The following is a 22213-nucleotide window of genomic DNA, read 5'->3' as shown; positions in this document are numbered from 1 at the left end:
TCAAAGTTGAAGGAGGAAATTGAACGTCGCGTCGGCTTCGCCGGGCAGCGTCTCGTGGCCGAAATCGGGATAGAGGCGCATTTCCTTCGGGGCGCGGAGACGGTTGTAGATCGCGAACTGCGTCGACGGCGGCGTGATGTTGTCGTCCAGCGCGGTGAACATGAGCACGCGCGCGCGGACGCGCGGCGCGAGGTGTTGCACGTCGATGTAGCCGAGCTTGGTGAAGATCGCGCGCTCGCGTTCGTGCCGGGGATCGAACTGGCGGAAAAATTCGCGCAGCTCGCCGTAGGCGTCCTTCGCGAGGTCCATTTCCCACACGCGCTGGTAGTCGCTCAGGAAAGGATACACCGGCGCGGCAAGTTTCAGGCGCGGCTCGAGCGCAGCGCAGGCGAGGGTGAGCGCTCCGCCCTGCGAGAGGCCGAACGCGCCGACGCGGTGCGGGTCGACTTCGGGCCGGGCCATGACGACGCGCGCGAGTTGCGCGGTGTCGAGAAATTGCGCGCGGTAGAAGAGTTTTCGTGCGTCGGGATCGTCGAGGCCGCGCACGATGTGGCCTTGGAGGGTAGGTCCCTTGGTGCCGCCGGGATCGTCGGAGCTGCCGCCCTGGCCGCGACAATCGAGCGCGGCCACGCACATGCCGGCGTGGACGTAGGGCAGCTTGGTCGACCAATCGGCGCTGTTGGCGCCGTAGCCGTGAAAATTCAACACGGCCGGGCTGCGCCGGCCGCGTCGCGTGGGGCGCAGAAATTTCGCATGCAGCCGCGCGCCGCCGACGCCGGTGAACCGCAGGTCGAAGCACTCGACTCCGGGGGTGCGGAGCGCGTCGACGCGGATGAACTCCGGCTGCGGCGGCGTAGCATCGAGTTCGGCGAGCGCATCGGACCAGTAGCGGTCGAAGTCGCGCGGGCGGGGATTACGGCCGCGGTAGCGCCGGAGTTTCGGCAACGGGAGGTCGAGGAGAGGCATGGCGATCGATCGGGGAGCGCGCGGCGTTCAGCGTGGGCGGGTTGCGGGAGGTCGGGCCGAGAGATCGGCGATGAGCTGTTGAAAGGCGCGGCCGCCTCGCTCCAGCGCGGCGAGCGTGATGAACTCGTCCTTGGTGTGCGCCTGGGCGATCGAGCCGGGGCCGAATGCGACGGCGGGAATGCCGTGGGCGTTGAAGACGTTGGCGTCGGAGAACCATGGCACGCGCAGGAAGCCGTTCGCGTGCGGCGCGAGGCGGCGCAGCCAGGGATGCGAACGCTCGAGTGCGAATGCGGGACCTTGCCGGTGAACGCGCAGCCGGAGGCCGCGGGCGGCGCCGCGCAGCGCGCGGAGGGCGGAGGTGTTGTCGAACGCCGGATGCGTGCGCACGTCGAGCCCGGCGGTGGCCGCGTCCGGCACGATGTTGAGTTCGCCTCCGGCGCGCACGACACCGACGTTCAGCGACGCGCCGCCGAGCAGCGGGTGGGCGCGACGGGCGAATTGCGGCGCGAGCCGGTGGGCGCAGGCGTCGAGGAAGGGGAGGAGGCGATAGGCGGCGTTGCGTCCGCGGTGGGGCGTGGCGCCGTGCGCGGCGCGCCCGGCGGCGTCCACCCACACGCGCAGCACGCCCTTGGCGGCGTGGACGATTTTCAGATCGGTGGGCTCGAGTGCGATTGCGAAGTCGGCGCGGAATCCGGCGCGGCACAGCGCGCTCGCGCCCGTGCTTAGTTCCTCCTCGCCCATCGTCGCGGCGAAAACCCAGGTCACATGCGAGCTTCGCGCGGCCGGCGTGCGCAGCCACGCAGCGAGGCCCCAGAGCGCGGCCGCCATCGGGCCCTTCGTGTCGCACGCGCCCCGGCCGTGCAACCGCCCGCGGCTTACCGTGGCGCGAAATGACGGCACGGTCATGCCAGCTACACCCACGGTATCGAGGTGGGGCACGAGCGCGACGACCGGAGCGCGGCGGTCGCGCGAAGGAAAGCGGGCCACGAGGTTCGGTCGCCCCGGCTGCACTTCGGTGAGGCGCACCTGCGCGCCGAGCTCGCGGAGGAGGTTGGCGAGGTGCGCTGCGAGCGCGGCCTCGCCGGGTGCCGTGCCGTCCGAGTCGCCCTCCGGCGATACGCTTGGAAGCGCGACGAGTTCCGCAAGCAACGCCGGGAGCGACACAGGCATTTTCATGACGAGGAAGTTCAAATAAGGCTTGCGCCGGGTCAATCGCTTAGTAACCGTGCGGATACTTAAATTATGGCAGACTTGTCCGCGATTGGACTGCGCCGGCCCCCCGCGGACCCGAGCAGTGTCGACCTCTCCCTCTCACACCCCGATGCCGGCGTGGCTCGCGCCATGGCCGCGTTGAACGGGCCGGTTCTCGTGCTCGGAGCTGGCGGCAAGATCGGCCTCCACCTGTGTCTCATGCTGCGCGCGGCTGCGCAACAAAGCGGGCGCGATCTGCGCGTGGTGGCGGTGTCGCGTTTCAAGACGCTGCGCGACCGCGAGACCTTCGCGGTCAACGGTGTCGAGACGATCGCCGCCGATCTCTCGGTGCAGGCCGAGGTGGCGAAGCTGCCGGACGCGCCCACGGTGTTCTTTCTGGCAGGCGTGAAGTTCGGCACGTCCGACTCGCCGGGTCTGCTCGAGGCGATGAACGTCATCATGCCCCGGCTCGTGGCGGAGCGTTACGCGCACTCGCTGATCGTGGCCTTCTCGACGGGATGCGTCTATCCGTTCGTCGACTTTCGCTCCGGCGGCGCCAATGAGTCCACGCCCACGGCGCCGGTCGGCGCGTATGCGGAGTCGTGCCTGCGGCGCGAGCACGCGTTCGCGGAAGTCGCGCGCCGGAGCCCGAACGCGCGGGTGGTCCTGGTGCGGTTGAACTATTCGGTCGAATACCGCTACGGCGTGCTGCTCGACATCGCGACGAAGGTTTTCCAGCGCGAGCCGGTGGACGTGACTATGGGTTACGTGAACGTCATCTGGCAGCGCGATGCGGTGTCGCAAATCATCCAGTCCACCGCGCTCGCGGGAAATCCTCCGGTGCCGATCAACATCACGGGGGCTGAGACGCACAGCGTGCGGAGCCTGGCGGAGAAATTCGGCCGGGTCTTCGGAGTGAAGCCGATCGTTGTCGGGCAGGAGAGCCCCACGGCGTGGCTGAGCGATGCCAGCGAATCGCACCGGCGCTTCGGCCGTCCAGCGCACGACATCGACGCGATGGTGGGCGATGTGGCGGCGTGGATTCAGAACGGCGGCGACACGTGGCGCAAGCCGACTGGCTTCGAGAAGCGCGACGGACAATTCTGACGATGGACTCGATCGCCGCCGTTCGCGCTCATCTGCTCGCCGGGCAGGCCATTCCCGCGCTGCCTCTCGCCCTCGACCGGCGCCGTCGTTGGTCGGAGCGACGGCAACGCGCCGTGTTGCGCTACTACCTCGACGCAGGGGTCGGCGGCGTCGCGGTGGGCGTGCACTCGACGCAGTTCGAAATTCGCGAGCCGAAGCATGGTCTCTACGAACCGGTGTTGCGGCTGGCGGCGGAAACGATGGGAAAGTGGCCGCGGCGTCTGGGCCAGCCGTTGGTGAAGATCGCGGGCTTGTGCGGGCTCACGCCGCAGGCGCGCACCGAGGCCGAGCTCGCCGGCTCGCTCGGCTACGATGCCGGATTGCTCTCGCTCGGGGTGTGGAAGACCGCCACGGAAAAGGAGATCGTGCGGCACTGCCGGTCGGTCTCGCGCACGCTGCCGATCATCGGTTTCTACCTGCAGCCGTCGGTGGGCGGGCGGTTGTTGAGCTATCGTTTCTGGCGCGAGTTCGCGGAGATCGAAAACGTCGTCGCGATCAAGATCGCGCCGTTCAACCGCTACCAGACGCTCGATGTCGTCCGCGCCGTGATCGACAGCGGGCGCGAGGATGTCGCGCTCTACACCGGCAACGATGACAATATCATTACCGATTTGCTCACGCCCTTCGGTCCGGCAGAGCGTCCGCGCTACATCGTCGGTGGGTTGCTCGGTCAGTGGGGCGTGTGGACGGAGCGCGCGGTGGCTCTCCTTGCGGAGATCAAGCGGGCGCGCCGCACCGGCAGGATAGGTGCCCAGTGGTTGCGTCGGAACGCGGCGCTGACGGACGCGAACGCGGCGGTTTTCGACCCGGCGCATGGCTTTGCCGGATGCATTCCCGGCATCCATGAGATTCTTCGCCGTCAAGGTATCTTCGAGACCACCGCCTGCCTGAATCCGCACGAGCAGCTCTCGCCCGGGCAGGCGGCGGAACTCGATCGCGTGGCGCGCGAGCACGCTTGGCTGGTCGACGACGATTTCGTGCGGCGGAACCTTTCCCGGTGGCTTGATTAGGTGCCGGCGGCGTAATCGAGAATTGCCCCCCGTGGAAGTCTTTGCATTCGATAGCACTCCGATGAGTTCCACCGCCGCCCCCAAACCTGTGCGCCGTCGCAACCCCGACCGGACGAAGCGCCGACTGCTGCAAGCCGCCATCCGTCTGTTCTCGGACAAGGGCTATCACGGTGTCTCCGTGGATGAGATCGTCGCGCGCGCGAAGTCGAACAAGCGGATGGTTTACCACTATTTCGGCAGCAAGAACGACATCTACCTCGCGGCGCTGGTCGAGGTGTTCAACCGGCTCGAGCAGGTCGAGTTCAAGGCGGTCGAGGCCAGTGCGCGGCCGGACGAGAAACTGCGCCACCTGCTGGCAGCGAACTTCAAGTTCCTCGACGAGAATCCCGAATTTGTGCGCATGCTGCTCTGGGAAAACCTTGAGCACGGCCGGCACATCGCGCGCGAGGCGGCGCGAGTAAGCAAGAATCCGTTCATCGAACGCTTCCGCGCCATCATCGAGGAGGGCGTGGCGCAGGGGCTCTTCCGCCAGCCGCGCAACATCAAGCACCTGCTGGTGAATTTCACCGGTCTCTGCTTCATCTATTATTCAAACCACTATTCGCTGGCGAAGAGCTTCGAACTCGATCTCGACAGCCCGCAATACCGCGAGCTGCGCCTCGCGCAGGCGATCGATCTCGTCTTCAACGGCATGCTCACTGGCGGCAAGGGAAAGTGAGCCGGGGCGGCGTCGGGGGTTGACTCCGCGCCATGCAAGTAACTGAGTGGTTCATACGGCGGCGATGCCGCCGGACCGGTTCTCCGCGCGGGCGCGGCGGACCTCCTCCCCCGCATGGCCGCGCCGATCCTTCCCTCATGAATGTGCCGGAGACTTCCGGGCCGGGCGCGGCGTCGGGCGGCCGGCGGACCTGGCGCGTCGGCACGCTCACCTATACGATGGGTGCGTTGATCGTGTTGTTCTGCTGGCTGCTGTGGGGCGACTTCGCCTATTTCCTGAAGGACCGCTCGGTGAAGCCGACGTTGAAGCTGCTCTTCAAGTCGGTTGCGGCGCCGGACCTCGTGATCGGGACGATGATGGGCTTTGTGCCACAGATCCTCGCCGTGCTGCTGGTGCCGATCGTGAGCTATGCGAGCGACCGCCACCGCGGGCCGCGCGGGCGGCGCATTCCGTTTCTGCTCTGGCCGACGCCGTTCATCGTGGTCGCGATGCTGGGACTTGGCTTCAGCCTGCCGCTCGGCCGCGCGTTGCACGCGGCGCTCGCGGGTTTCGGAGTGAGCGAGACGACCAGCATCATCGTGGTGATCAGCACCTGCTGGATGGTGTTCGAGATCGCGTCGAACGTCTGCAACGCGATCTTCTACGCGCTGTTCAACGACGTGGTGCCGAAGGCGGTGATGGGGCGATTCATCGCGCTGTTTCGGATGGTGACGTTCGTCGATGGTATTGTCTTCAACTACTTCATCCTCGGGCATGCGGAGCAGTATTTCCGCGAGATCTTCTGCAGCGTCGGACTGTTCTACGGCGTCTGTTTCACGGCGATGTGTCTGAAAATCAAGGAAGGTGGCTATCCACCTCCGCCGCCGCGCGTCGCAACCGCAGGTCCGCTTGCCCCGCTGGCGACCTATCTGCGCGAATGTTTTCGGCAGGGCTACTACGTCTGGTATTACGTGTTTGTCGCGTTGATCGCGGTGGCGATGGAGCCGCTGACACTGTTCGGCCTCTTTTTCGCCAAGGCGATCGGCCTCACGATGACGCGCTACGGCGAGGCGGCGGCGTTGCAGATGTCCCTCTCGTTCGTGCTGGCGTTTCCGATCGGCTGGCTGGTCGACAAGTTCCACGCGGTGCGTGTGACGGCGGTGGCGCTCGTGATCTACGCCGCGCTCGCGCTCTGGGTTTTCCTCTGCGTGCGCGACGTGGAGGTTTACTGGTGGGTGGTGGTTTTTGGCGGCTCGAGCGCGGGAGCGGTCGTGACCGCCAGCACGGCGCTCAATCCGATCGTGCTGCCGAAGGAGAGCTTCGCGCAGCACTACGGCGCGTCGTCGATGGTGCGGCTGTTCGGGCTGTCGCTCACGGGGCCGGTGTGCGGGTGGTTCTTCGACGCCTACGGGCACCAATACCGCTACATCTACCTCGCGGCGAGCGTGGGGTCGTTTTTCGCGTTCGCGGTGCTGCTGTGGATCTGGGCGCGCATGCGCCGCTACGGCGGGTTGAACAACTACGTCGCGCCCTGAGACAGCAGTGCGGGCAGGGCGCGCAGGCACGCTTCGCTGGCAGCGGCGCCGCCGTGTGAAAATGCGAAGCCGCCGGGCAGGTGCAGTGCGCTTTCGGCCAGAGCCGTCTGCCGCCAATGCGTCTCGAGCGAGACGGGTCCGTCGTAGCCGGCAGCGGTGAGCGCGCGAAATTCACCAGGCCAATCGACGTCGCCAGTGCCGAGCGGCGCGGCCACCGCGGTGGCACCGGCTCGCGCGGCGTCCTTGGCGTGAACGTGAATCACACGCGGAGCGATGGCGGCAAAACCCTCGTGGATCGACGACGGCGGTCCGGGGACGTAGAGGACGTTGCACGGATCCCAGACGATGCCGATGCGCGGCGATGGCAGGAGTTCGAACAGGCGGGCGGTCTCCGCGGCCGTCGCGACCTGGCACGAGGCCTCGTTCTCAACCCCCAGCGCCATGCGCGGAGGGAGCTGTTCGGCCAGCTGGTTGAGATGCTCGGCGATTTCCCGAGTGCGCGCGTCGGACAGCGCCCGCTTGTCGCGCAAAAAGGTGAAGACGCGCAGCAGCGGCGCGTCGAGGGTTTGGGCGATTTCGATGCTGCGGCGGAAGAGCTCCCGATGGACCCGGAGTGCGGCGACATCGCCCAGCGCGCATTTGAACACCGGCGTGTCGCACGCGACCACCGTGAGGCCGGCGTCGGCAAAGCGCTTTTTGAGCTCGGCGACGTCGGTGTCGGTCAGCTCGCGGAACTGCCGACCGAACGCGCTGCGCAGCTCCACTTGCGTGAGGTCGTGCCGGGCCGCGAAACGCACGGCGTCGCGCGGGTCCTGCGAAACTTCGTCGGTGATGAAGGCGAACGATTCCGGGAAACGTATCATGAACGGGCGAAGCCGGCGGGCAGTAGCGCCGCGGAGGGTTCGTCGAGGTAAAGCGCGACCGCCGGGTGCCGGCGCAGGATGGAGGCGGGGCAACTCGTAGCGATCGGTCCACAGAGCGCCGCGGCCACGGCGGCAGCCTTGCGCTCGCCGGGGACGCAGCAGACGAGCCGCGCACCGCGGAGCAACGCGGGAATGGTGAGCGTCAAGGCGTGTCGCGGCACGTCGCTCAGCGCGGGGAAGCAGCCGTCGGCGACCTGTTGCACACGGCAGGCCGCGTCGAGGGCGACGGGTTTCACGGTGCGCGTGTCGGCAAAGTCCGCCACCGGCGGATCGTTGAAGGCGAGGTGGCCATTTTCGCCGATGCCGAGGCAAACGAGATCGATCGGGCCGGCCTGGAGGAGCGCGGCGTAGCGGTGGCACTCGGCCTCGGCGTCGGTGGCGTCGCCGGCAATCTCCTCCACGCGCAACGGCTGAACGCGATGGAGCAGGTGCTCGCGCAGGTAGTGCCGGAAGCTCGCGGGATGCGTGGCGGGAAGGCCGACATATTCGTCCATGTGGAAGACCGTGATGCGATCCCACGGGAGCGACGCGTCGGCCGTCAGGGCGGCAAGGAGCGGATCTTGCGAGGGCGCACAGGCGAAGATGGCGCGGGCGGCCCCGTGACGCCCGACTGCGGCACGCAGCGTGGCGGCGGCGGCGCGCGCGGCGGATTGCCCCAGCGCCGCGCGCTGGGCGTGGATTTCCACGGCGACGCCTTCGTGGTGGAAAGTGCGGGGCGAGGAAGGGACGGTCATTCGGCGAAAACGGGAATGAGGGGCAGGACAATGTCGAACCGCTTCGCCACCGCCGTGGAGGCGAGCGCCCAGGCTTGGTCGATTCCGAGTCCAAGCCACCCGGCGGCATGCGCGACGCCGCGTTCGAGCGTGAGCGCCGAGCCGGCGAAGTTGCGGCGACCGCGCTCGCGCACGATGCCATCGGCGCCGACTTCGGTCTCGATGTGGGCGAGAGTGTAGACCCCCGGCGGCGCGCCAGCGGCGGCCATCGCGTCGGTGGTGAGGATGGATTGCCCGGCGGGCTTGGCGCGGAAGAAATTCCGCAGGGCCGCCGGCGGGAGGTGGATGCCGTCGGGAATGAAGCAGGCGGTGAGCTCGTCGCGGGCTAGGAGGCGTTGGATGATGTTGTCGTGGCGCGGGAGGTCGGCCGGCACGCCGTTGCCGAGGTGAGTGCAAAGCCGGGCGCCGGCGGCGATGGCGCGGTCGATCTCGCCGTCGCTCGCGTCAGTGTGGCCGAGTGAGACGTGGATGCCGCGAGCACGGGCGGCGGCGATGAGTTCGTCGCTGCCAGGCAGCTCGGGAGCGAGCGTGAGAAGACGGAGGCGACCATGCGCGGCGTCGTGCAGGCGGTGGAAATCCGCCACGTCGGGGCGGCACATGAGTTCAGGGCGGTGCGCGCCGTGAAAACCGGGGTGGGGTGAGAGCCACGGGCCTTCCAGGTGGTAGCCGACGACGGTTTCGGCGATCAGCGGATCGGCGACGCGCAGGCGTTCGTAGTGCTCCAGCTTGTGAGCGAGTGTGTCGGGCTTGTCGGTGATGAGCGTGAGCAGGATGCGATGGGTGGCGTGGGCGCGCAGTCGTCCGCAGGCGTGGCGCATTCCGGCCGCACTGACGTCCGTCCGCTGGAAGTCGACACCGGCGAAGCCGTTGACTTGGAGGTCGAACAACGCGGGCCGCAGGACGGTCGGGACGGGTTGAAGGGTTGACTTGGCGGGCACGGTGCCTCTCAGTAAGTAACTAAACAGTGCATACGTCAATGCCGGCGCCCGTTCAGCTCGTCGATTCCCACCAGCACGTCTGCTGGCATGGCCGCGATGCGCGTGGCCTCGTGGCGGACATGGATGCCCACGGCATCGGCTACGCGTGGTTGCTCACGTGGCTGATCGGTCCGCGCGACGAGCAGCCGGAGTATCACGAGTTCCTCAATCCTGCGCTGCATGGGCCGGCCGACACGAATCCGGGGATCACGCTGGGGGAGGTCGTGGCGGCGGCGGAGCGGTATCCGGGGCGGTTCGTGCCCGGCTACTGTCCGCATCCCGAGTGGCGCAATGCGCCGCAGCTGCTGGAGGCCGCGCACCGCATGCACGGCGTGCGGGTGTGTGGCGAATGGAAGTTCCGAATGTTGATCGACGATCCGCGCTGTCTGGAAGTTTTCCGCACGGCGGGACGACTGCAGATGCCGGTCGTGATTCATCTCGACGTGCCCTATCTCGCGAACGAGGCAGGCGCGCGAGTGTTCCAGTCGAAGTGGTATGGCGGCACGATCGACAACCTGTCGCGGGCGCTCGCGGCGTGTCCGGAAACGGTGTTCGTCGGCCACGCGCCGGGGTTCTGGCGCGAGATCAGCGGCGATGCGGACACGCAGAGCGCGGTCTACTCCGACGGCCCAATCGCGCCCGGCGGACGGCTGCACGAGCTGTTCGCGCGGCATGCGAACCTTCGGGCGGATCTCTCCGCGAGCTCGGCACTGCGCGCGCTGCGGCGCGACCCGCGACATGCGGTGGATTTTCTCGCCCGTTACGCGGACCGCCTGCTCTTCGGCCGGGATATCTACGGAACGCTGTTGCACGAGTTCCTCGCGTCCCTGCCGCTGCCGGACGACGTGGTGCAGGCGATCTACTGGCGCAACGCCGAGCGACTGGTCGCGCCGCCCCAACGCATCTCATGAGTGCCAACGATTCTCTTCGCCTCGGCCTGATCGGCCTCGATACCTCGCACGTGGAAATGTTTGCCGCGACGTTCAACGATCCGGCCAATCCCCATTTCATCCCGGGAGCGCGCATCACGACGGCGTTTCCGGGCGGGTCGGTGGATTTTCCACTGAGCATCGACCGGATGCCGCGCTACACGGAGAAACTGCGGACCTTGCACGGGATCGAGATGGTGGAATCGCCCGACGCGGTAGCCGAGCGGGTGGATGCGGTCCTGCTGACTTCCGTCGACGGACGAGTTCACCTGCGACAGTTCGGGGAGATCGCGCTGCGGCGGCGCCCCACGTTCATCGACAAACCGCTCGCCACGACCTCCGCGGAAGCCAAGGCCATCGCCGCGCTGGCGCGGGAGCACGGCGTGCCGATGTTCAGCGCGTCCAGCCTGCGCTTCGCGGCGGAGCTGCAGGCCGAGTTGCGGCGTGAGGGCGCGGCGCCGGTGATCGGCGCCGATTTCGCCGGGCCGATGGCGATGCAATCCACCCAGCCGGGCTACTTCTGGTATGGCGTTCACACCGTCGAGATGGTGTTCGCCACGCTGGGGGGCGGTTGCGAGTCGGTGCGCGCGTTTTCCACGGCGCATCACGAGGTGATCGTCGGTCGCTGGCGCGACGGGCGGATGGGCGTGGCGCGCGGGAATCGCTGTGGCAACGGCGCGTTCACGGGCGCCGTGCACCGGGAGGACGGCAGCCGCCCGGTGAATTCGGCTGCGGGCATGCCCGCGTATCAGGGCTTGGCGCGCGCGGTGCACGCGTTCTTTCGCGGTGCGCCGGCGCCAGTGGCGATGGAAGAGACGCTGGAGATCATCCGGTTCCTCGAAGCGGCGAACGAAAGCGCGGCGCGAGGCGGAGTCGAGGTGCGGTTGTGACGCGCGAGCACCGATGAAAAAAACGGCGGTGATCGTGGGGGCCGGGCATCGGGCGCTCCTCTACGCGGGCTACGCCAAGGCGCGCCCGGATGAACTGGCGATCGTCGGTGTTGCCGACCCTTCGGCGCGCCGGCGGGAGTTGGCGGCGCGGGAGTTCGGTTTGACTCCGGCCCAGTGCCACGTCTCGGCCGAGGCGTTGGCGGCGGAGGGGAAGTCGGCCGACTTTGCGATCAACGGCACGATGGACCACCAGCACGTGGCGACGACGCTGCCGCTGCTCGAGGCGGGTTACGACGTCCTGCTCGAAAAGCCATTCGCGACCACGGAGGACGATCTCTGGCGTCTGGTGGCGGCCGCCCGGCACCTCGGCCGCAAGGTGAGCATCTGCCATGTGCTGCGCTATGCGCCGTTCTATGCCGCGATCCGGAGCGAAGTGGAGCAGGGAAGCATCGGCGAGATCGTCAGCGTGCAAGCGGTGGAGCACGTGTCCTACCACCACATGGCGGTGTCCTACGTGCGGGGAAAATGGGGAAGGAAAAGCTACTGCGGCTCGCCCATGCTGATGGCGAAGTCGTGCCACGACCTCGACCTGATCGCGTGGATGAAGCGCGGTGTCGCGCCGGCGACGGTGGCGAGCGTGGGCAGCAATTTTCAATTCCGCCCGGAAAAAGCGCCGCCGGGCGCCGGCACGCGCTGCCTGGTCGATTGCCCGATCGAAAAAGACTGCCTCTACTCGGCGCGGAAGCACTACCTCGATCACCCGGAACGCTGGGCCTTCTACGTCTGGGATGCGCTCGAACATCTCGATGCCCCGACGGCCGCGGACCGCGAGGCGCTGCTCAAGGGCGACAGTGCCTACGGGCGCTGTGTGTGGAAGTGCGGAATCGACATCGTGGATCACGAATCCGTGGCGATCGCATTTGCCGATGGAGCAACGGCGACGCTCAGCATGATCGGCGGTGCGGCCAAGCCGTCGCGGTCGCTTCATCTCGTGGGCACGCGCGGCGAAATCCAGGGCAACCTCGAGGACTCGCGCTTCGTCGTGCGCGGCATCGATCCGCGTCCGGGGCGGGAATTTTCCGAGCGCGTGGTCGACTTGAAGATTGGCGGCGACATGACCGGCGCGCACGGCGGGCATGCCGGCGGCGATTTGCGGTTGGTGGCGGACTTTCTCCGTTTGTTGCGCGGTGAGCCGCCGTCGATCTCGGCCACCACGATCGAGGACTCGATCGCGGGGCATCTGCTGGGGTTTGCGGCGGAGCGCTCGCGTGAACAGTGCCGGATCGTGAGCGTCCGCCCGGCTGTCAGCTGACGCGCACGGGCAGCCCGCGCTCTGCCGACGCGTAGATGGCGTGCACCAGTGCGACGGCCTTGCGGCCCTCGGCGCCGTCGAGCGCGGGCGCGCGACCGGCAGCGAGCGCGTCGACGAAGTCCTGCAGCTGGGCCTGATGACCGGCGAACGAAATGGCGTTCGGCGCGGTGGCGCCGGTGCGGAGCGAGTCGTCGGATTTTGCGGCGAGAATTGCTTGGTCGCCGGGGAGCGGTCGGGCGAACTCCCAGCGCACGAGGCGGTCGTCTTCGAGGCAGATCGAGCCGGCATCGCCGTTCAGTTCGATGCGCCGGGCCCAGCCGGGCCAGGCGGCGGTGCTCGCCTCGAACGCGCCGAGCGCGCCGTCGGGGAAGCGCCAGGTGGCGGCGGCGGTGTCCTCGGATTCGATGCCGGTGTGGCCGCGGCGGGTTGTCCACGCGAAGACTTCCGCGGGGAGCCCCGCGAACCATTGCAACAGGTCGAGGCCGTGAATCGATTGGTTGATGACGACGCCGCCTCCGTCGAGATCGCGCGTGCCTTTCCAACCGGAGTAGTAGGCCGGAGCGCGAAACCATTTCACGTAGATACTGGCGAGCGCGAGGCGGCCGAGGCGGCCCGCGGCGAGGGCGGACTTCACTGCGCGGGCACCCGGGCCGAAGCGCGCTTGGAAAATCGGGACCACCTGGACGCCCGCCTGCGCGGCGGCGGCGAGGATCGTGTCGACGCGCGCGGGCGTGATCTCGATGGGTTTTTCGATGACGACGTGCTTGCCGGCGGCGATGGCGGCGAGCGCGGGTTCGAGATGCGCGCCGCTCGGCGTGGTGATGCACACCACATCGACGTCCGGGCGCGCGAGCAGCTCGTTCAGCGTGCCGCTCCAGCCGAGCTGATGCTTCGCGGCGAACGCCGCGGCGCTCTCGCGCGAGCGGCTGGCGACGCCGACGAGGCGCGCGCCGCGCAACGCCGCGATGGCCTGCGCGTGGTAGCCGGCGATCATGCCGGTGCCGATAATGCCGAATCCGAGGGCGCGGGGCGTTGCGTTCACGGTGTCACTTCTGGGCCTGGACGCGGATGAGCACAACCCCATGGCGCGGGACTTCGGCAGCGAATTCCGTGGCGAAGGGTCCGAGGTCCTTCTGCCGCCAGACGTCGCGGACGAGTTGCGCGCCGGCGAAGCCGAGCTCGGTCCAGCGGGCCGCGAGGCGCTGTGGGATTTCGCTGCCGTTGCAGAGTCCGACGGCGTGGCTGCCGTCTTCGAGGAGTTTCACCATGAGGAAGCACTCCTCGTCGACCTTCACGACGCGGGCGCATTCGCCGAGCGGGTCCTGATCGATGGCAATGACTTCGCGGTTGCAGAGGACGTTGAGCGTGAATTCGTCGAGGGCGGTGAGATCGCCGCTGTAGAAGAGCGGCGCGGCCATGAGGCTCCAGAGCGACATGAAGGCGTATTGCTCGGTCGGGTTGAGCGCGAAGGGTTTTCCTTTTTCGCCCGGCTTGTTCGGTCCCATGAAGCCGATTTGGAGGTAGTCGGGATCGTTCCACGAGCCGGGTTTCTGGTAGTCGCGCAGGCTGGCGTTCTTGAGGGCGACGGAAAACAGGCGGTCGAGTTCGTAGCCGAGGTCGCCGCCGGTGCGCCACGAGTGGCCGTCGACGTCCGCGCCCCACTTCCAGACATCGCCGATGCCATATTGGCAGAGGTTGAAAAGGATGTCGCGGTTCTGCTGGCGCAGGAGTGGCCCCATGAGGCGATACGGGCGCTGCATCTCGTCGAGCGAGGGCGGCGAACCGACCTTCAGGCGGTAGCTACACCAGTCGTATTTCAGGAAATCGAAGCCCCATGCGGCGAACTGCGCGGCGTCCTGCGCTTCGTGCCCCCAGCTCGAGGCGAATTTCGCGCAGGTGAGCTCGCCGGGCGAGGAGTAGATGCCGGCCTTGAGGCCGCGGGCATGGATGTAGTCCGTCAGCGCCTTCATGTCGGGGAAACGGCGGTTCGGAAGGATGTTCCCGGCGGCGTCGCGGGCGGGGCCGACGCGCTGCGGATCGCGGTGTGTCGGCGCGTTGGACCAACAGTCGTCGATGTTCACGTAGTCGTAGCCGACGTCGGCGAGGCCGGAGGAGATCATCAGATCCGCTGCGGCGCGCATCATCGCGTCGGTGACGCGGTCGGTGTGGGCATACCAGTCGTTCCAGCCCATCGACGGCGTGAGTGCGAGTGTGTCGCCGGCCACGATCTTGAGGATGCGCGAGTCGCGGCCGTGGCCGTTTCCCGCGTGGAGAGTGACGGTGTAGTCGCCGCGGTCGGGCGTGGTGCCCGAGATAATGCCCGCGGCGGCGTCGAGGTGGAGTGACGGAGGCAGCCCCTCGGCGGAGAATTCGATCGGGCGTGCGCCTTGCGTGGGGATGCGAAAGAGGAAGGGATGCCCCGGGCGCGCGCCGTAGACACGCGGACCGTTGAGATGAGGCTCGGGACCGGGCTTGGGCGTGAGGATTTCGGCGGGACCGTGCGGCGGCGCGACGAATGGCACCGGTTTGGCGCCGGTGACAATGAACCGCGCCTCGGCCCAGTCGCCGTGGTTGAAGGCCGTGCGGGCACCCGGGCCGTGGAGCACGCTGAGCAGGAGAAGCTGCACGCCGCGCAGGTCGACGTCGATTGTGCGCGGGGCGTCGCCGTTCTTCAGCGGACCGGAGTCGTAGATCTTCTTGCCGTCGGCGAGGAGCGAGAAGACGACGGCGCCGGGGCCTTCGGCGCAGTCGTCGAGGCCGATCGTGGCGAGGAAGCGTTCGCAGCCGCCGGCGAGCAACAAGCGGTAGTTGCTGTTCGAGTGCGTGCCGACGCCGCGCGCGAAGGACTGGCCGGCGATTCTCAGCGGCGTGCCGCGGGCGGAGCGGTTGACCTGCGGTGCGCCGGTGCCTTGGCGGACGGTCGAGAGGTCGAGCTGGTCGAGCCAGATGGTTTCCGCGGCGCTCAAGTGGAGCGGGGAGACGAGTGAGAAGACGAGAAGAAGGGCGAAGGCGCGGGCGTGGTTCATGAATGGAGTCGGGGAGGGGAAAGAAATCGGCCGGCCCCTTGCGGAGCCGGCCGGCACAGAACCCAAATCAGACCCGGTGACCGTTCTTGGCGGCCCAATCCCGAAGGGCTGGGGCGTGTTCGTGGATCCGCTCCCACGCATCGGCGATCGCGTCCATATCGGCTTTCGTGCCGAGCAGGTGGGATTGGCCATACCAGCCGCCCTGTTCGTAGCAGATTTTCTCGCAGTTCGGATTCTTGACCGCGCCGTAGTCGAGACGGGCGAGGACGTGGTTCAGGTAGGGGCCGAACGCCTTGTTGAGGAAGAGCGGCTGGCGATAGAGCGGGAGCGGGTAGCCGGCGCCGCAGCCGACGCCTTCGGCGGCGAGGGCCTTGAGCGCGACTTCGCGCGGGACGCCGAACTTCGCCGCATCGATGCGGAAGGTGAAGAGGTGGTAGGCGTGGCGCGTGCAGCTGGCGTCGCGCTTCTGCGTGTGCACGCCGGGGATGCGGGCGAGGCGGGCGGCGAGGTATTGGCCGTTTTCGTCGCGGAGGTTGGTCTGGGCGTCGAGACGGTCGAGCTGGGCGTTGAGGAGCGCGCCCTGCAGTTCGCCGAGGCGATAGTTCACGGCGTTGATATGGTGCTCATACCACAGGCCCGACTTCTTGCGCCCGCAGTTGTGGAGGGAGACGGCCAGCTCGGCGAGCGCGGGGTCGTTGGTGGTGATGAAACCGCCTTCGCCGGAGGTGAGGTTCTTGCTCGATTGGAAGGAGAAGGAGCCGGCATCGCCAATGGCGCCGACGGGCGTTCCCTTGTAGATCGCGCCGTGGGCGTGCGCGGCGTCCTCGATGACCACGAGTTTGTGTTTCCGGGCCACGGCGAGGATCGCGTCCATGTCTGCGGGTAGGCCGGCAAAGTGCACGACCACGACGGCGCGCGTGCGCGGGGTGATGGCCGCTTCGAAGGCCTTGGGGCAGAGGTTCAGCGTCTCGAGGTCGATGTCGGCGAAGACCGGGATGGCGTTGGCTTCGACGATGGAAGTCGCGCTGGCGAGGAAGGTGTAGGAGGGGACGATGACTTCGTCTTCCGCCTGCACGCCGGCCGCCTGGAGGGCGAGACGGATGGAAATGCTACCGTTGACGACGCCGATGCCGAACTTGGCGCCGTGCATCGCGGCGAACCGCTGCTCGAATTCGACGACTTCGGCGCCGCTGAGCTTGCCCCAGTGGCCGGAGCGCAGCGCCTTTAGCACCCGCTGCTCGTCGCTGGCGTCGAAAATGGGCCACGACGGGAAGACGCGGGCGGGTTGCGGAGTCCCGGACAGCAGGGCGGGAGGGCGGGAGAGGGCAGGTGTTTTCATGGAAGGCAATGAACCATATGGTTACTAAAAAAGCGCGGACAAGCAAATTGCGGGCGCGGATTCCGAGGCGCATGTCGTGGAGGTGGTTGCGCCTGAAGTAACCAAATGGTTATGAATTTACTTGCCGTGCCCCGGCCGCGCGGCTCGTTTGGGCGCCTCACCCCTCCACGCATGTCTTCCTCGCCCGATTCCACCCCACGTTCGGCCGCGCGCGCGGCCGCCCACCACGCCTTCGAACCCGTCCGCCACGGCGCGCCGCACGCGCCCGAGGCGGACTACGAGCGGCTCTACCGCGAGTCGGTCCACGAGCCGGAGAAATTCTGGTCAGCGCAGGCGAAAGGCCTGCTGCACTGGCGCGAACCGTTCGAGCGCGTGCTCGACTGGGAACGGCCGCATGCGCGCTGGTTCCACGGCGGAAGACTGAACGTCGCGGAGAACTGCCTCGACCGGCATCTCCTCACGGCGCGCGCCAACAAGGCGGCGTTGATTTTCGAGGGCGAGCCGGGCGATGTTCGCACCTACACCTACCGCCAGTTGCATCGCGAGACGTGCCGTTTCGCGAACGCCCTGCTGGCGGCGGGGGCGCGCGCGGGCGATCGCGCCGCCATCTACATGCCGATGATTCCCGAGGCGGTGATCGCGATGCTGGCTTGCGCGCGACTGGGCGTGATCCACACGGTGATCTTCGGCGGTTTTTCCAGCGAAGCGATCAAGGACCGGGTAAACGACTGCCATGCCCGTTTCGTGATCACGGCCGACGGCGGCTGGCGGCGCGGCAAGATCGTCGAGTTGAAACAGAACGTCGACCGGGCGCTGGCGCACACGCCTTCGGTCGAGCAGGTCATCGTCGTGCGCCGGACGGGGCACGAGATCGCGATGCGGGCGGGGCGCGACCGTTGGTGGGACGATTTCGTAGCGGGGTGCCCGACGCGGCACGAGGCGGAGTCCTTCGACAGCGAGCAGGAGCTGTTCATCCTCTACACGTCGGGCTCGACGGGGAAACCGAAGGGCGTGTTGCACACGAGTGCCGGCTATCTGCTCGGGACCACCATCACGTCGAAGTATGTCTTCGATCTGCAGGAAGCGGACGTCTATTTCTGCACGGCGGACATCGGTTGGATCACCGGTCACAGTTACATCGTCTACGGCCCGCTGGCGAACGGCGCGACGATCCTGCTCTACGAGGGCGCGCCGAACCAGCCGGGCGTCGATCGCTTTTGGGAGATGATCGAGCGGCATCGCGTGACGATCTTCTACACCGCGCCGACGGCGATTCGCTCGTTCATGCGGTGGGGCGACGAACACGTGCGCCGGCACGACCTGAGCTCGTTGCGTCTGCTCGGTTCGGTCGGCGAGCCAATTAGTCCGGCGGTGTGGCAGTGGTTCTTTGACGTCGTGGGTGGCGGTCGCTGTCCGGTGGTCGACACCTGGTGGCAGACCGAAACGGGCGCGATCATGGTCGCGCCGATCCCGGGTGTCACCCCGCTCAAGCCAGGTTCGTGCACGCGGCCATTTTTCGGGGTGGTGCCCGTAGTGTTGGACGAACAGGGGCGCGAAGTGCCGCCCGGCACGGAGGGGAAACTTTTCCTGAAGCGCCCGTGGCCCTCCATGTTGCGGACGCTCTGGAACGACAAGGATCGCTATCGCCAGCAATATTGGGACGAGCATCCGGAACACTATTTCGCCGGCGACGGCGCCCGCATGGACGAGGACGGTTACCTGTGGGTCAGCGGGCGCATCGACGATGTGCTGAACGTTTCCGGGCACCGCATCGGGACCGCCGAGGTGGAGAGCGCGCTCGTTTCCCACGCGGCCGTCGCGGAAGCTGCGGTGGTCGGACGCAACGACGAGATGAAAGGCCAGGCGCTGGTTTGCTTCGCGGTGTTGCGTCGCGGCGAGCCGTCGGCTGCCTTGCGGGAGGAACTCCGGCAGCATGTGGCGCGCGAGATCGGCGCGTTCGCGCGGCCGGATGAGATCCGGCTCGTCGCGGCGTTGCCGAAGACGCGGAGCGGCAAGATCGTCCGGCGGCTGCTGAAGCAGATCGCCGGCGGCGGCTCCGTGCAGGGCGACCTGTCGACGCTCGAGGATATTTCCGTGCTGTCGGCCTTGCAGGAAACCGATTGATTCAACCCCCGCGCTCCATGTCCGTAGTTCGCCGTTCGTGGTCTAGTGTCCAACCCGTGTTGCCGGTCCCCGCCGAGGTGCGGAGAGCGGTCGGCGTCTTCGCCGTCGAGGGCGACTTGTCGTTCGCGCTTGGTCGGGGAAAAGATCCGCGGGTCGCGGCGGCGATGCGGCGAATGCTGGAGCGCTGGGAGCGGCGCATCGGCCGGGCCTTTGTGCGTAGCGAGCGGGGCGAGCGACTACAGGTCGGACGGCGCGAAGCGCATCTCGTTATCGATTGCCGGAAGCCCGGCCCGGCGGTGCCGATGCTGGGCGAAGACGAATCGTATCGCCTGACGGTTTCCCCGCAGCGGGTGGAGTTGTCCGCCGCGACGGGGACCGGCTTGCTGCGTGGCCTCGCGACGCTCGAGCAGTGGCTGCAGCACGATGGTGCGCGCTGGGTGTTGCCCGCTGTGCAGATCGTGGATCGGCCGCGGTTCCCGTGGCGCGGCCTCCTGATCGATGTTTGCCGCCATTGGCAGTCGCTGTCGGCGATCAAGCGCCAGCTCGATGCCATGGCGCTGGTGAAACTGAACGTCCTGCATCTGCACCTCACGGAGGATCAGGGCTTCCGGGTGGAGAGCCGGCGCTTTCCGCGTCTGCACGAACTCGGTTCGGACGGGAAGTTCTACACGCAGGAGGAATTGCGCGAGTTGGTGGGTTACGCGGCCGCGCGCGGCATCCGGGTGGTTCCGGAGTTCGACGTGCCCGGCCACGTGACGAGTTGGTTGATCGGTCACCCGGAACTTGCGGCGGGCCGGGCGCCGAAGTCCCTGCGCCGCCACTGGGGAGTGTCGGAGGAGGCGATGGATCCGACCAACGAGGGGGTCTACGAGTTGCTCGACGGGTTGGTCGGAGAGATGGCGGCGATTTTCCCCGACCGCCATTTCCACATCGGCGGGGACGAGGTGAAGGCGAAACGCTGGAGCGCGGACGCGCGCATCCAGCGCTTCATCCGCGACCACGCGCTTGGAGACAATCGCGGCTTGCAGGCGTATTTCAATCGGCGGGTTCGGGAAATTTTGCGCCGCCATGGGCGCGAGATGGTCGGATGGGACGAGATTCTCCACCCCGATCTGCCGGCATCGACCGTGGTGCAATCCTGGCGCGGGGTCGAGGGCCTCGCGGCGGCTACGCGGATGGGGCGGCGGGCGTTGCTCTCGAATGGCTACTATCTCGACCTGTCGTGGTCGGCGGAACAGCATTACGGTGTCGATCCAATCCCGGCCGGCACGCCGCTCACCGATGCGGAACAGCGGCTCGTGCTCGGGGGCGAGGCCGCGATGTGGTCGGAGTGGGTGACCGAGGAGCGGCTGGATATGTGTGTCTGGCCCCGTGCGGCCGTGGTCGCGGAACGCCTTTGGTCGAGCGCCGCCGTGCATGACGCGGACGATCTTTACCGGCGCCTGGGCAGCGTCGAGCGGCGCCTCGAAGAGGGCGGCCTGCGCCACGAGGCGAATCGCGCGGCCATGTTGCGTCGACTTGCCCCTGACGATGCGGATGAGCGCCTCCACCGTGCCATCGGGTGCGTGGCGGACGTCTGCGAGCCGCCGAAAAATTACGGCCGGAACCAACACCAGCCCGAGGCCACGCAGGCGCTGCCGCTTTCGGATTTTGTCGATTGTCTACGCGTGGAGAGCGTCGGGTCGCGCCGGTTTCAAAGGCAGGTGGAGCAGTTTCTCGCCACCGGATCGCCGGTCGTCGCGGCCGACATGCGGACGCAGATCGACGAATGGGCTGAGGCGAGCGCAAGTGCGCTTGCGGGCGTGACGCGCAAGGACGTGAGATCGGCGGCGGCTCGCCTCGCGGTGGCCTGTGAGGTGTTCATCGATGCGCTCGATCATCTCGAGCGGGGACGCACACGGAAGGCCGGGAAACGAACGGCGCCGGGGCTCGTGGCACCGGTGGATTTCGCGTTGCACGCCTCGGAGCGACTGCTCGATGTCGCCGCTTCACTCAAAAGGGAAGGCGGCGCACGCGCGGCTTGGCATCGACAGGTGGTCGCGACGGCCGCGCTGCCCATGACAATCGGCGGACCGGTCTACGAAGACCACCTCTAACGTCGGCGGTCAGGATTTGCGTCGTGCGGCGAGGTCCACGATGCGGCCGGTGCTGCGCGACTCTTCGGCAGCAAAGCCGATCAGGTGGCTCTCTATGCTGCGCTCGAGCGACGTGAGCATCGCGGCCGGATCGGGCTTCTGCATCTCGAGATACATGTCGTGCATCATCCCGGCATCGGCGTCGCGGTGCCATTCGTCCGGCGCGGTGACGTTGATTTTCTCGCCGGGCCGTCCATCGAAGCGCTCGAGAAGAATGTCGCAGCCGACCGTCTGGCGCGTGCGGGCGCCGGCGAGGATGCGGCCCTCGGTGCCGAACAGCGCCAGGTCGCGCCCCGAGCTGAACGCGGTGACGGTGAACGTGCCGGTGACGCCGTTGGCGAAGGCGAGGGCGGTGCTTTGGTGATCCACGGTGGTGTTGTCGCAGCGGTAAACGCAGCGCCCCCATTTGCTCGTGCGCAGCCAGTCGTTAATTTCCACGTCCGTCGCCGTCGCAGCGTGCTCGTAAACGGTCCCGAGCCAGTTCCTGCGGTCGGTGAGGTAGCGCAGTGCGTTGTAGGCGCAGGTGGGGCCGACCGGGCAGCCGTCGGTGCATCGCGCGGGGGCGCCGGCCGGGGCGTTTTGCGAGCGGAAGTGGAGCAAGCTGCCGGAGCTGGCAACGGTGTCGCACGGTGCGTCGACCAACCAGGAGAGAATGTCGAAGTCGTGACAGGAATTCGCGACGGTGAGTGGCGTGCAGGTTTCAGCGACACCCCAGTGTCCGCGCACATAGGAGTGCGCCTGATGCCACGGATCGAGGCCCTGCGTGGCCTCGAAGTTCACCAGCTGGCCAATGGCGCCACCCGTGAGCAGGGACTGGATCTGGCGAAAATACGGTGTGTAGCGGAGCACATGGCAGACGAGCACGCGCCGCCCGAGTTCCCGCGCGAGCCTGGCGAGCTCCAGCGTGGCGTTCGGGTTGGTGGCGATCGGTTTTTCGAGCAGCAGGTCGTAGCCGAGTGCGAGCGCCTGGCGCGCTTGGTCGAAATGTGCGGAGTCCGGCGTGGCGACGATGAGAATGTCGGCCATCCGGGGTTGGGCGAGCAGCGAAGCCGCGTCGGCAAACTCCGCCACTCGTCGCTCCGGAAAGAGCCGGCTGACCAGGGCCCGGCGGGCGGCGTGACGATCGGCCACGGCCACGAACTCGTAGCGCTCCGGCAGGCGCGCCGCGAGCGCGGCGTAGACTTGGGTGCGATTGCCGGCGCCGAGCGCGGCGAGACGATAGCGAAGCGGAATCATGGTT

The 22213-nt window shown here is 67.5% G+C and carries 18 protein-coding genes; 9 read left to right on the top strand and 9 right to left on the bottom strand.

Going from position 1 to position 22213, the window contains the following annotated elements; all coding sequences use genetic code 11:
• Together KF715_18965 and KF715_18960 are read right to left on the bottom strand one after the other, a co-directional pair.
• Positions 1-966: an alpha/beta fold hydrolase gene (locus KF715_18965; GenBank protein MBX3738782.1), complete on the bottom strand. Its 966-nt coding sequence runs from the start codon at positions 964-966 to the stop codon at positions 1-3.
• A 27-nt stretch (positions 967-993) separates the two neighbouring features.
• Positions 994-2142, bottom strand: coding sequence for a M20/M25/M40 family metallo-hydrolase (locus KF715_18960; GenBank protein ID MBX3738781.1), 1149 nt, complete (start codon positions 2140-2142; stop codon positions 994-996).
• A 66-nt stretch (positions 2143-2208) separates the two neighbouring features.
• Between KF715_18960 and KF715_18955 the strand changes: the two genes are divergently transcribed.
• The 4 genes from KF715_18955 (at position 2209) to KF715_18940 (ending at position 6545) form a co-directional block, all read left to right on the top strand.
• Complete coding sequence (locus KF715_18955; GenBank protein MBX3738780.1) at positions 2209-3264, top strand: NAD(P)-dependent oxidoreductase; 1056 nt, start codon at positions 2209-2211, stop codon at positions 3262-3264.
• 2 nt (positions 3265-3266) lie between these two features.
• Entirely contained in the window at positions 3267-4313 is a 1047-nt protein-coding gene (locus KF715_18950) for a dihydrodipicolinate synthase family protein (GenBank protein MBX3738779.1), read from the top strand.
• A gap of 61 nt (positions 4314-4374) precedes the next feature.
• A complete protein-coding gene (locus KF715_18945; protein ID MBX3738778.1) occupies positions 4375-5031 on the top strand; it encodes a TetR/AcrR family transcriptional regulator in 657 nt (218 codons plus the stop codon).
• A 137-nt stretch (positions 5032-5168) separates the two neighbouring features.
• Positions 5169-6545: an MFS transporter gene (locus KF715_18940; protein MBX3738777.1), complete on the top strand. Its 1377-nt coding sequence runs from the start codon at positions 5169-5171 to the stop codon at positions 6543-6545.
• Here KF715_18940 and KF715_18935 read toward each other — a convergent pair.
• Genes KF715_18935 through KF715_18925 form a run of 3 tightly spaced genes read right to left on the bottom strand, consistent with a single transcriptional unit; the run spans position 6530 to position 9140 of the window.
• Entirely contained in the window at positions 6530-7408 is an 879-nt protein-coding gene (locus KF715_18935) for a sugar phosphate isomerase/epimerase (GenBank protein MBX3738776.1), read from the bottom strand. The two genes, KF715_18940 and KF715_18935, sit on opposite strands and share 16 nt — an antisense overlap.
• Positions 7405-8202: a 6-phosphogluconolactonase gene (locus KF715_18930; GenBank protein MBX3738775.1), complete on the bottom strand. Its 798-nt coding sequence runs from the start codon at positions 8200-8202 to the stop codon at positions 7405-7407. Before KF715_18930 ends, KF715_18935 begins: the two co-directional genes overlap by 4 nt.
• Positions 8199-9140: an N-acetylglucosamine-6-phosphate deacetylase gene (locus KF715_18925; GenBank protein ID MBX3738774.1), complete on the bottom strand. Its 942-nt coding sequence runs from the start codon at positions 9138-9140 to the stop codon at positions 8199-8201. Before KF715_18925 ends, KF715_18930 begins: the two co-directional genes overlap by 4 nt.
• Positions 9141-9217: 77 nt before the next feature.
• On the opposite strand from KF715_18925, the gene KF715_18920 reads away from it, so the two are divergent.
• From KF715_18920 to KF715_18910, 3 genes are read left to right on the top strand one after another with little or no spacing between them, the layout of a single operon-like run.
• Entirely contained in the window at positions 9218-10129 is a 912-nt protein-coding gene (locus KF715_18920; protein MBX3738773.1) for an amidohydrolase family protein, read from the top strand.
• A 56-nt stretch (positions 10130-10185) separates the two neighbouring features.
• Complete coding sequence (locus tag KF715_18915) at positions 10186-11037, top strand: Gfo/Idh/MocA family oxidoreductase (GenBank protein MBX3738772.1); 852 nt, start codon at positions 10186-10188, stop codon at positions 11035-11037.
• Positions 10934-12349, top strand: a complete 1416-nt coding sequence (locus KF715_18910; protein MBX3738771.1) for a Gfo/Idh/MocA family oxidoreductase — start codon at positions 10934-10936, stop codon at positions 12347-12349. The genes KF715_18915 and KF715_18910 overlap by 104 nt, the downstream gene beginning before the upstream one ends.
• Here KF715_18910 and KF715_18905 read toward each other — a convergent pair.
• The 3 genes from KF715_18905 to KF715_18895 form a co-directional block, all read right to left on the bottom strand.
• A complete protein-coding gene (locus tag KF715_18905; GenBank protein MBX3738770.1) occupies positions 12342-13391 on the bottom strand; it encodes a Gfo/Idh/MocA family oxidoreductase in 1050 nt (349 codons plus the stop codon). The two genes, KF715_18910 and KF715_18905, sit on opposite strands and share 8 nt — an antisense overlap.
• A 4-nt stretch (positions 13392-13395) precedes the next feature.
• Entirely contained in the window at positions 13396-15375 is a 1980-nt protein-coding gene (locus tag KF715_18900; protein MBX3738769.1) for an NPCBM/NEW2 domain-containing protein, read from the bottom strand.
• 67 nt (positions 15376-15442) lie between these two features.
• Complete coding sequence (locus KF715_18895; GenBank protein MBX3738768.1) at positions 15443-16714, bottom strand: DegT/DnrJ/EryC1/StrS family aminotransferase; 1272 nt, start codon at positions 16712-16714, stop codon at positions 15443-15445.
• 105 nt (positions 16715-16819) lie between these two features.
• Here KF715_18895 and acs point away from each other — a divergent pair, with 105 nt between their 5' ends.
• The gene (gene acs / locus KF715_18890; GenBank protein ID MBX3738767.1) at positions 16820-18838 is read left to right on the top strand and encodes an acetate--CoA ligase; all 2019 of its coding nucleotides are present in this window, start codon (positions 16820-16822) and stop codon (positions 18836-18838) included.
• Positions 18839-18894: 56 nt separating this feature from the next.
• The gene (locus KF715_18885) at positions 18895-20934 is read left to right on the top strand and encodes a family 20 glycosylhydrolase (protein ID MBX3738766.1); all 2040 of its coding nucleotides are present in this window, start codon (positions 18895-18897) and stop codon (positions 20932-20934) included.
• A 9-nt stretch (positions 20935-20943) separates the two neighbouring features.
• On the opposite strand, the gene KF715_18880 is transcribed toward KF715_18885, so the two are convergent.
• Complete coding sequence (locus KF715_18880) at positions 20944-22209, bottom strand: Gfo/Idh/MocA family oxidoreductase (GenBank protein ID MBX3738765.1); 1266 nt, start codon at positions 22207-22209, stop codon at positions 20944-20946.
• Positions 22210-22213: the final 4 nt, after the last annotated feature.

The organism is Candidatus Didemnitutus sp. (genome assembly GCA_019634575.1).
GTDB lineage: Bacteria > Verrucomicrobiota > Verrucomicrobiia > Opitutales > Opitutaceae > Didemnitutus.
This window is presented reverse-complemented; position numbering and strand designations above follow the sequence as displayed.

Excerpts from the sequence above, each read along its gene's own strand:
- KF715_18965 (MBX3738782.1), bottom strand. The coding sequence starts at position 966 with ATGCCTCTCCTCGACCTCCCGTTGCCGAAACTCCGGCGCTACCGCGGC.
- KF715_18960 (MBX3738781.1), bottom strand. The coding sequence starts at position 2,142 with ATGAAAATGCCTGTGTCGCTCCCGGCGTTGCTTGCGGAACTCGTCGCG.
- KF715_18955 (MBX3738780.1), top strand. The coding sequence starts at position 2,209 with ATGGCAGACTTGTCCGCGATTGGACTGCGCCGGCCCCCCGCGGACCCG.
- KF715_18950 (MBX3738779.1), top strand. The coding sequence starts at position 3,267 with ATGGACTCGATCGCCGCCGTTCGCGCTCATCTGCTCGCCGGGCAGGCC.
- KF715_18945 (MBX3738778.1), top strand. The coding sequence starts at position 4,375 with ATGAGTTCCACCGCCGCCCCCAAACCTGTGCGCCGTCGCAACCCCGAC.
- KF715_18940 (MBX3738777.1), top strand. The coding sequence starts at position 5,169 with ATGAATGTGCCGGAGACTTCCGGGCCGGGCGCGGCGTCGGGCGGCCGG.
- KF715_18935 (MBX3738776.1), bottom strand. The coding sequence starts at position 7,408 with ATGATACGTTTCCCGGAATCGTTCGCCTTCATCACCGACGAAGTTTCG.
- KF715_18930 (MBX3738775.1), bottom strand. The coding sequence starts at position 8,202 with ATGACCGTCCCTTCCTCGCCCCGCACTTTCCACCACGAAGGCGTCGCC.
- KF715_18920 (MBX3738773.1), top strand. The coding sequence starts at position 9,218 with ATGCCGGCGCCCGTTCAGCTCGTCGATTCCCACCAGCACGTCTGCTGG.
- KF715_18915 (MBX3738772.1), top strand. The coding sequence starts at position 10,186 with ATGTTTGCCGCGACGTTCAACGATCCGGCCAATCCCCATTTCATCCCG.
- KF715_18900 (MBX3738769.1), bottom strand. The coding sequence starts at position 15,375 with ATGAACCACGCCCGCGCCTTCGCCCTTCTTCTCGTCTTCTCACTCGTC.
- KF715_18895 (MBX3738768.1), bottom strand. The coding sequence starts at position 16,714 with ATGAAAACACCTGCCCTCTCCCGCCCTCCCGCCCTGCTGTCCGGGACT.
- acs (MBX3738767.1), top strand. The coding sequence starts at position 16,820 with ATGGTTATGAATTTACTTGCCGTGCCCCGGCCGCGCGGCTCGTTTGGG.
- KF715_18880 (MBX3738765.1), bottom strand. The coding sequence starts at position 22,209 with ATGATTCCGCTTCGCTATCGTCTCGCCGCGCTCGGCGCCGGCAATCGC.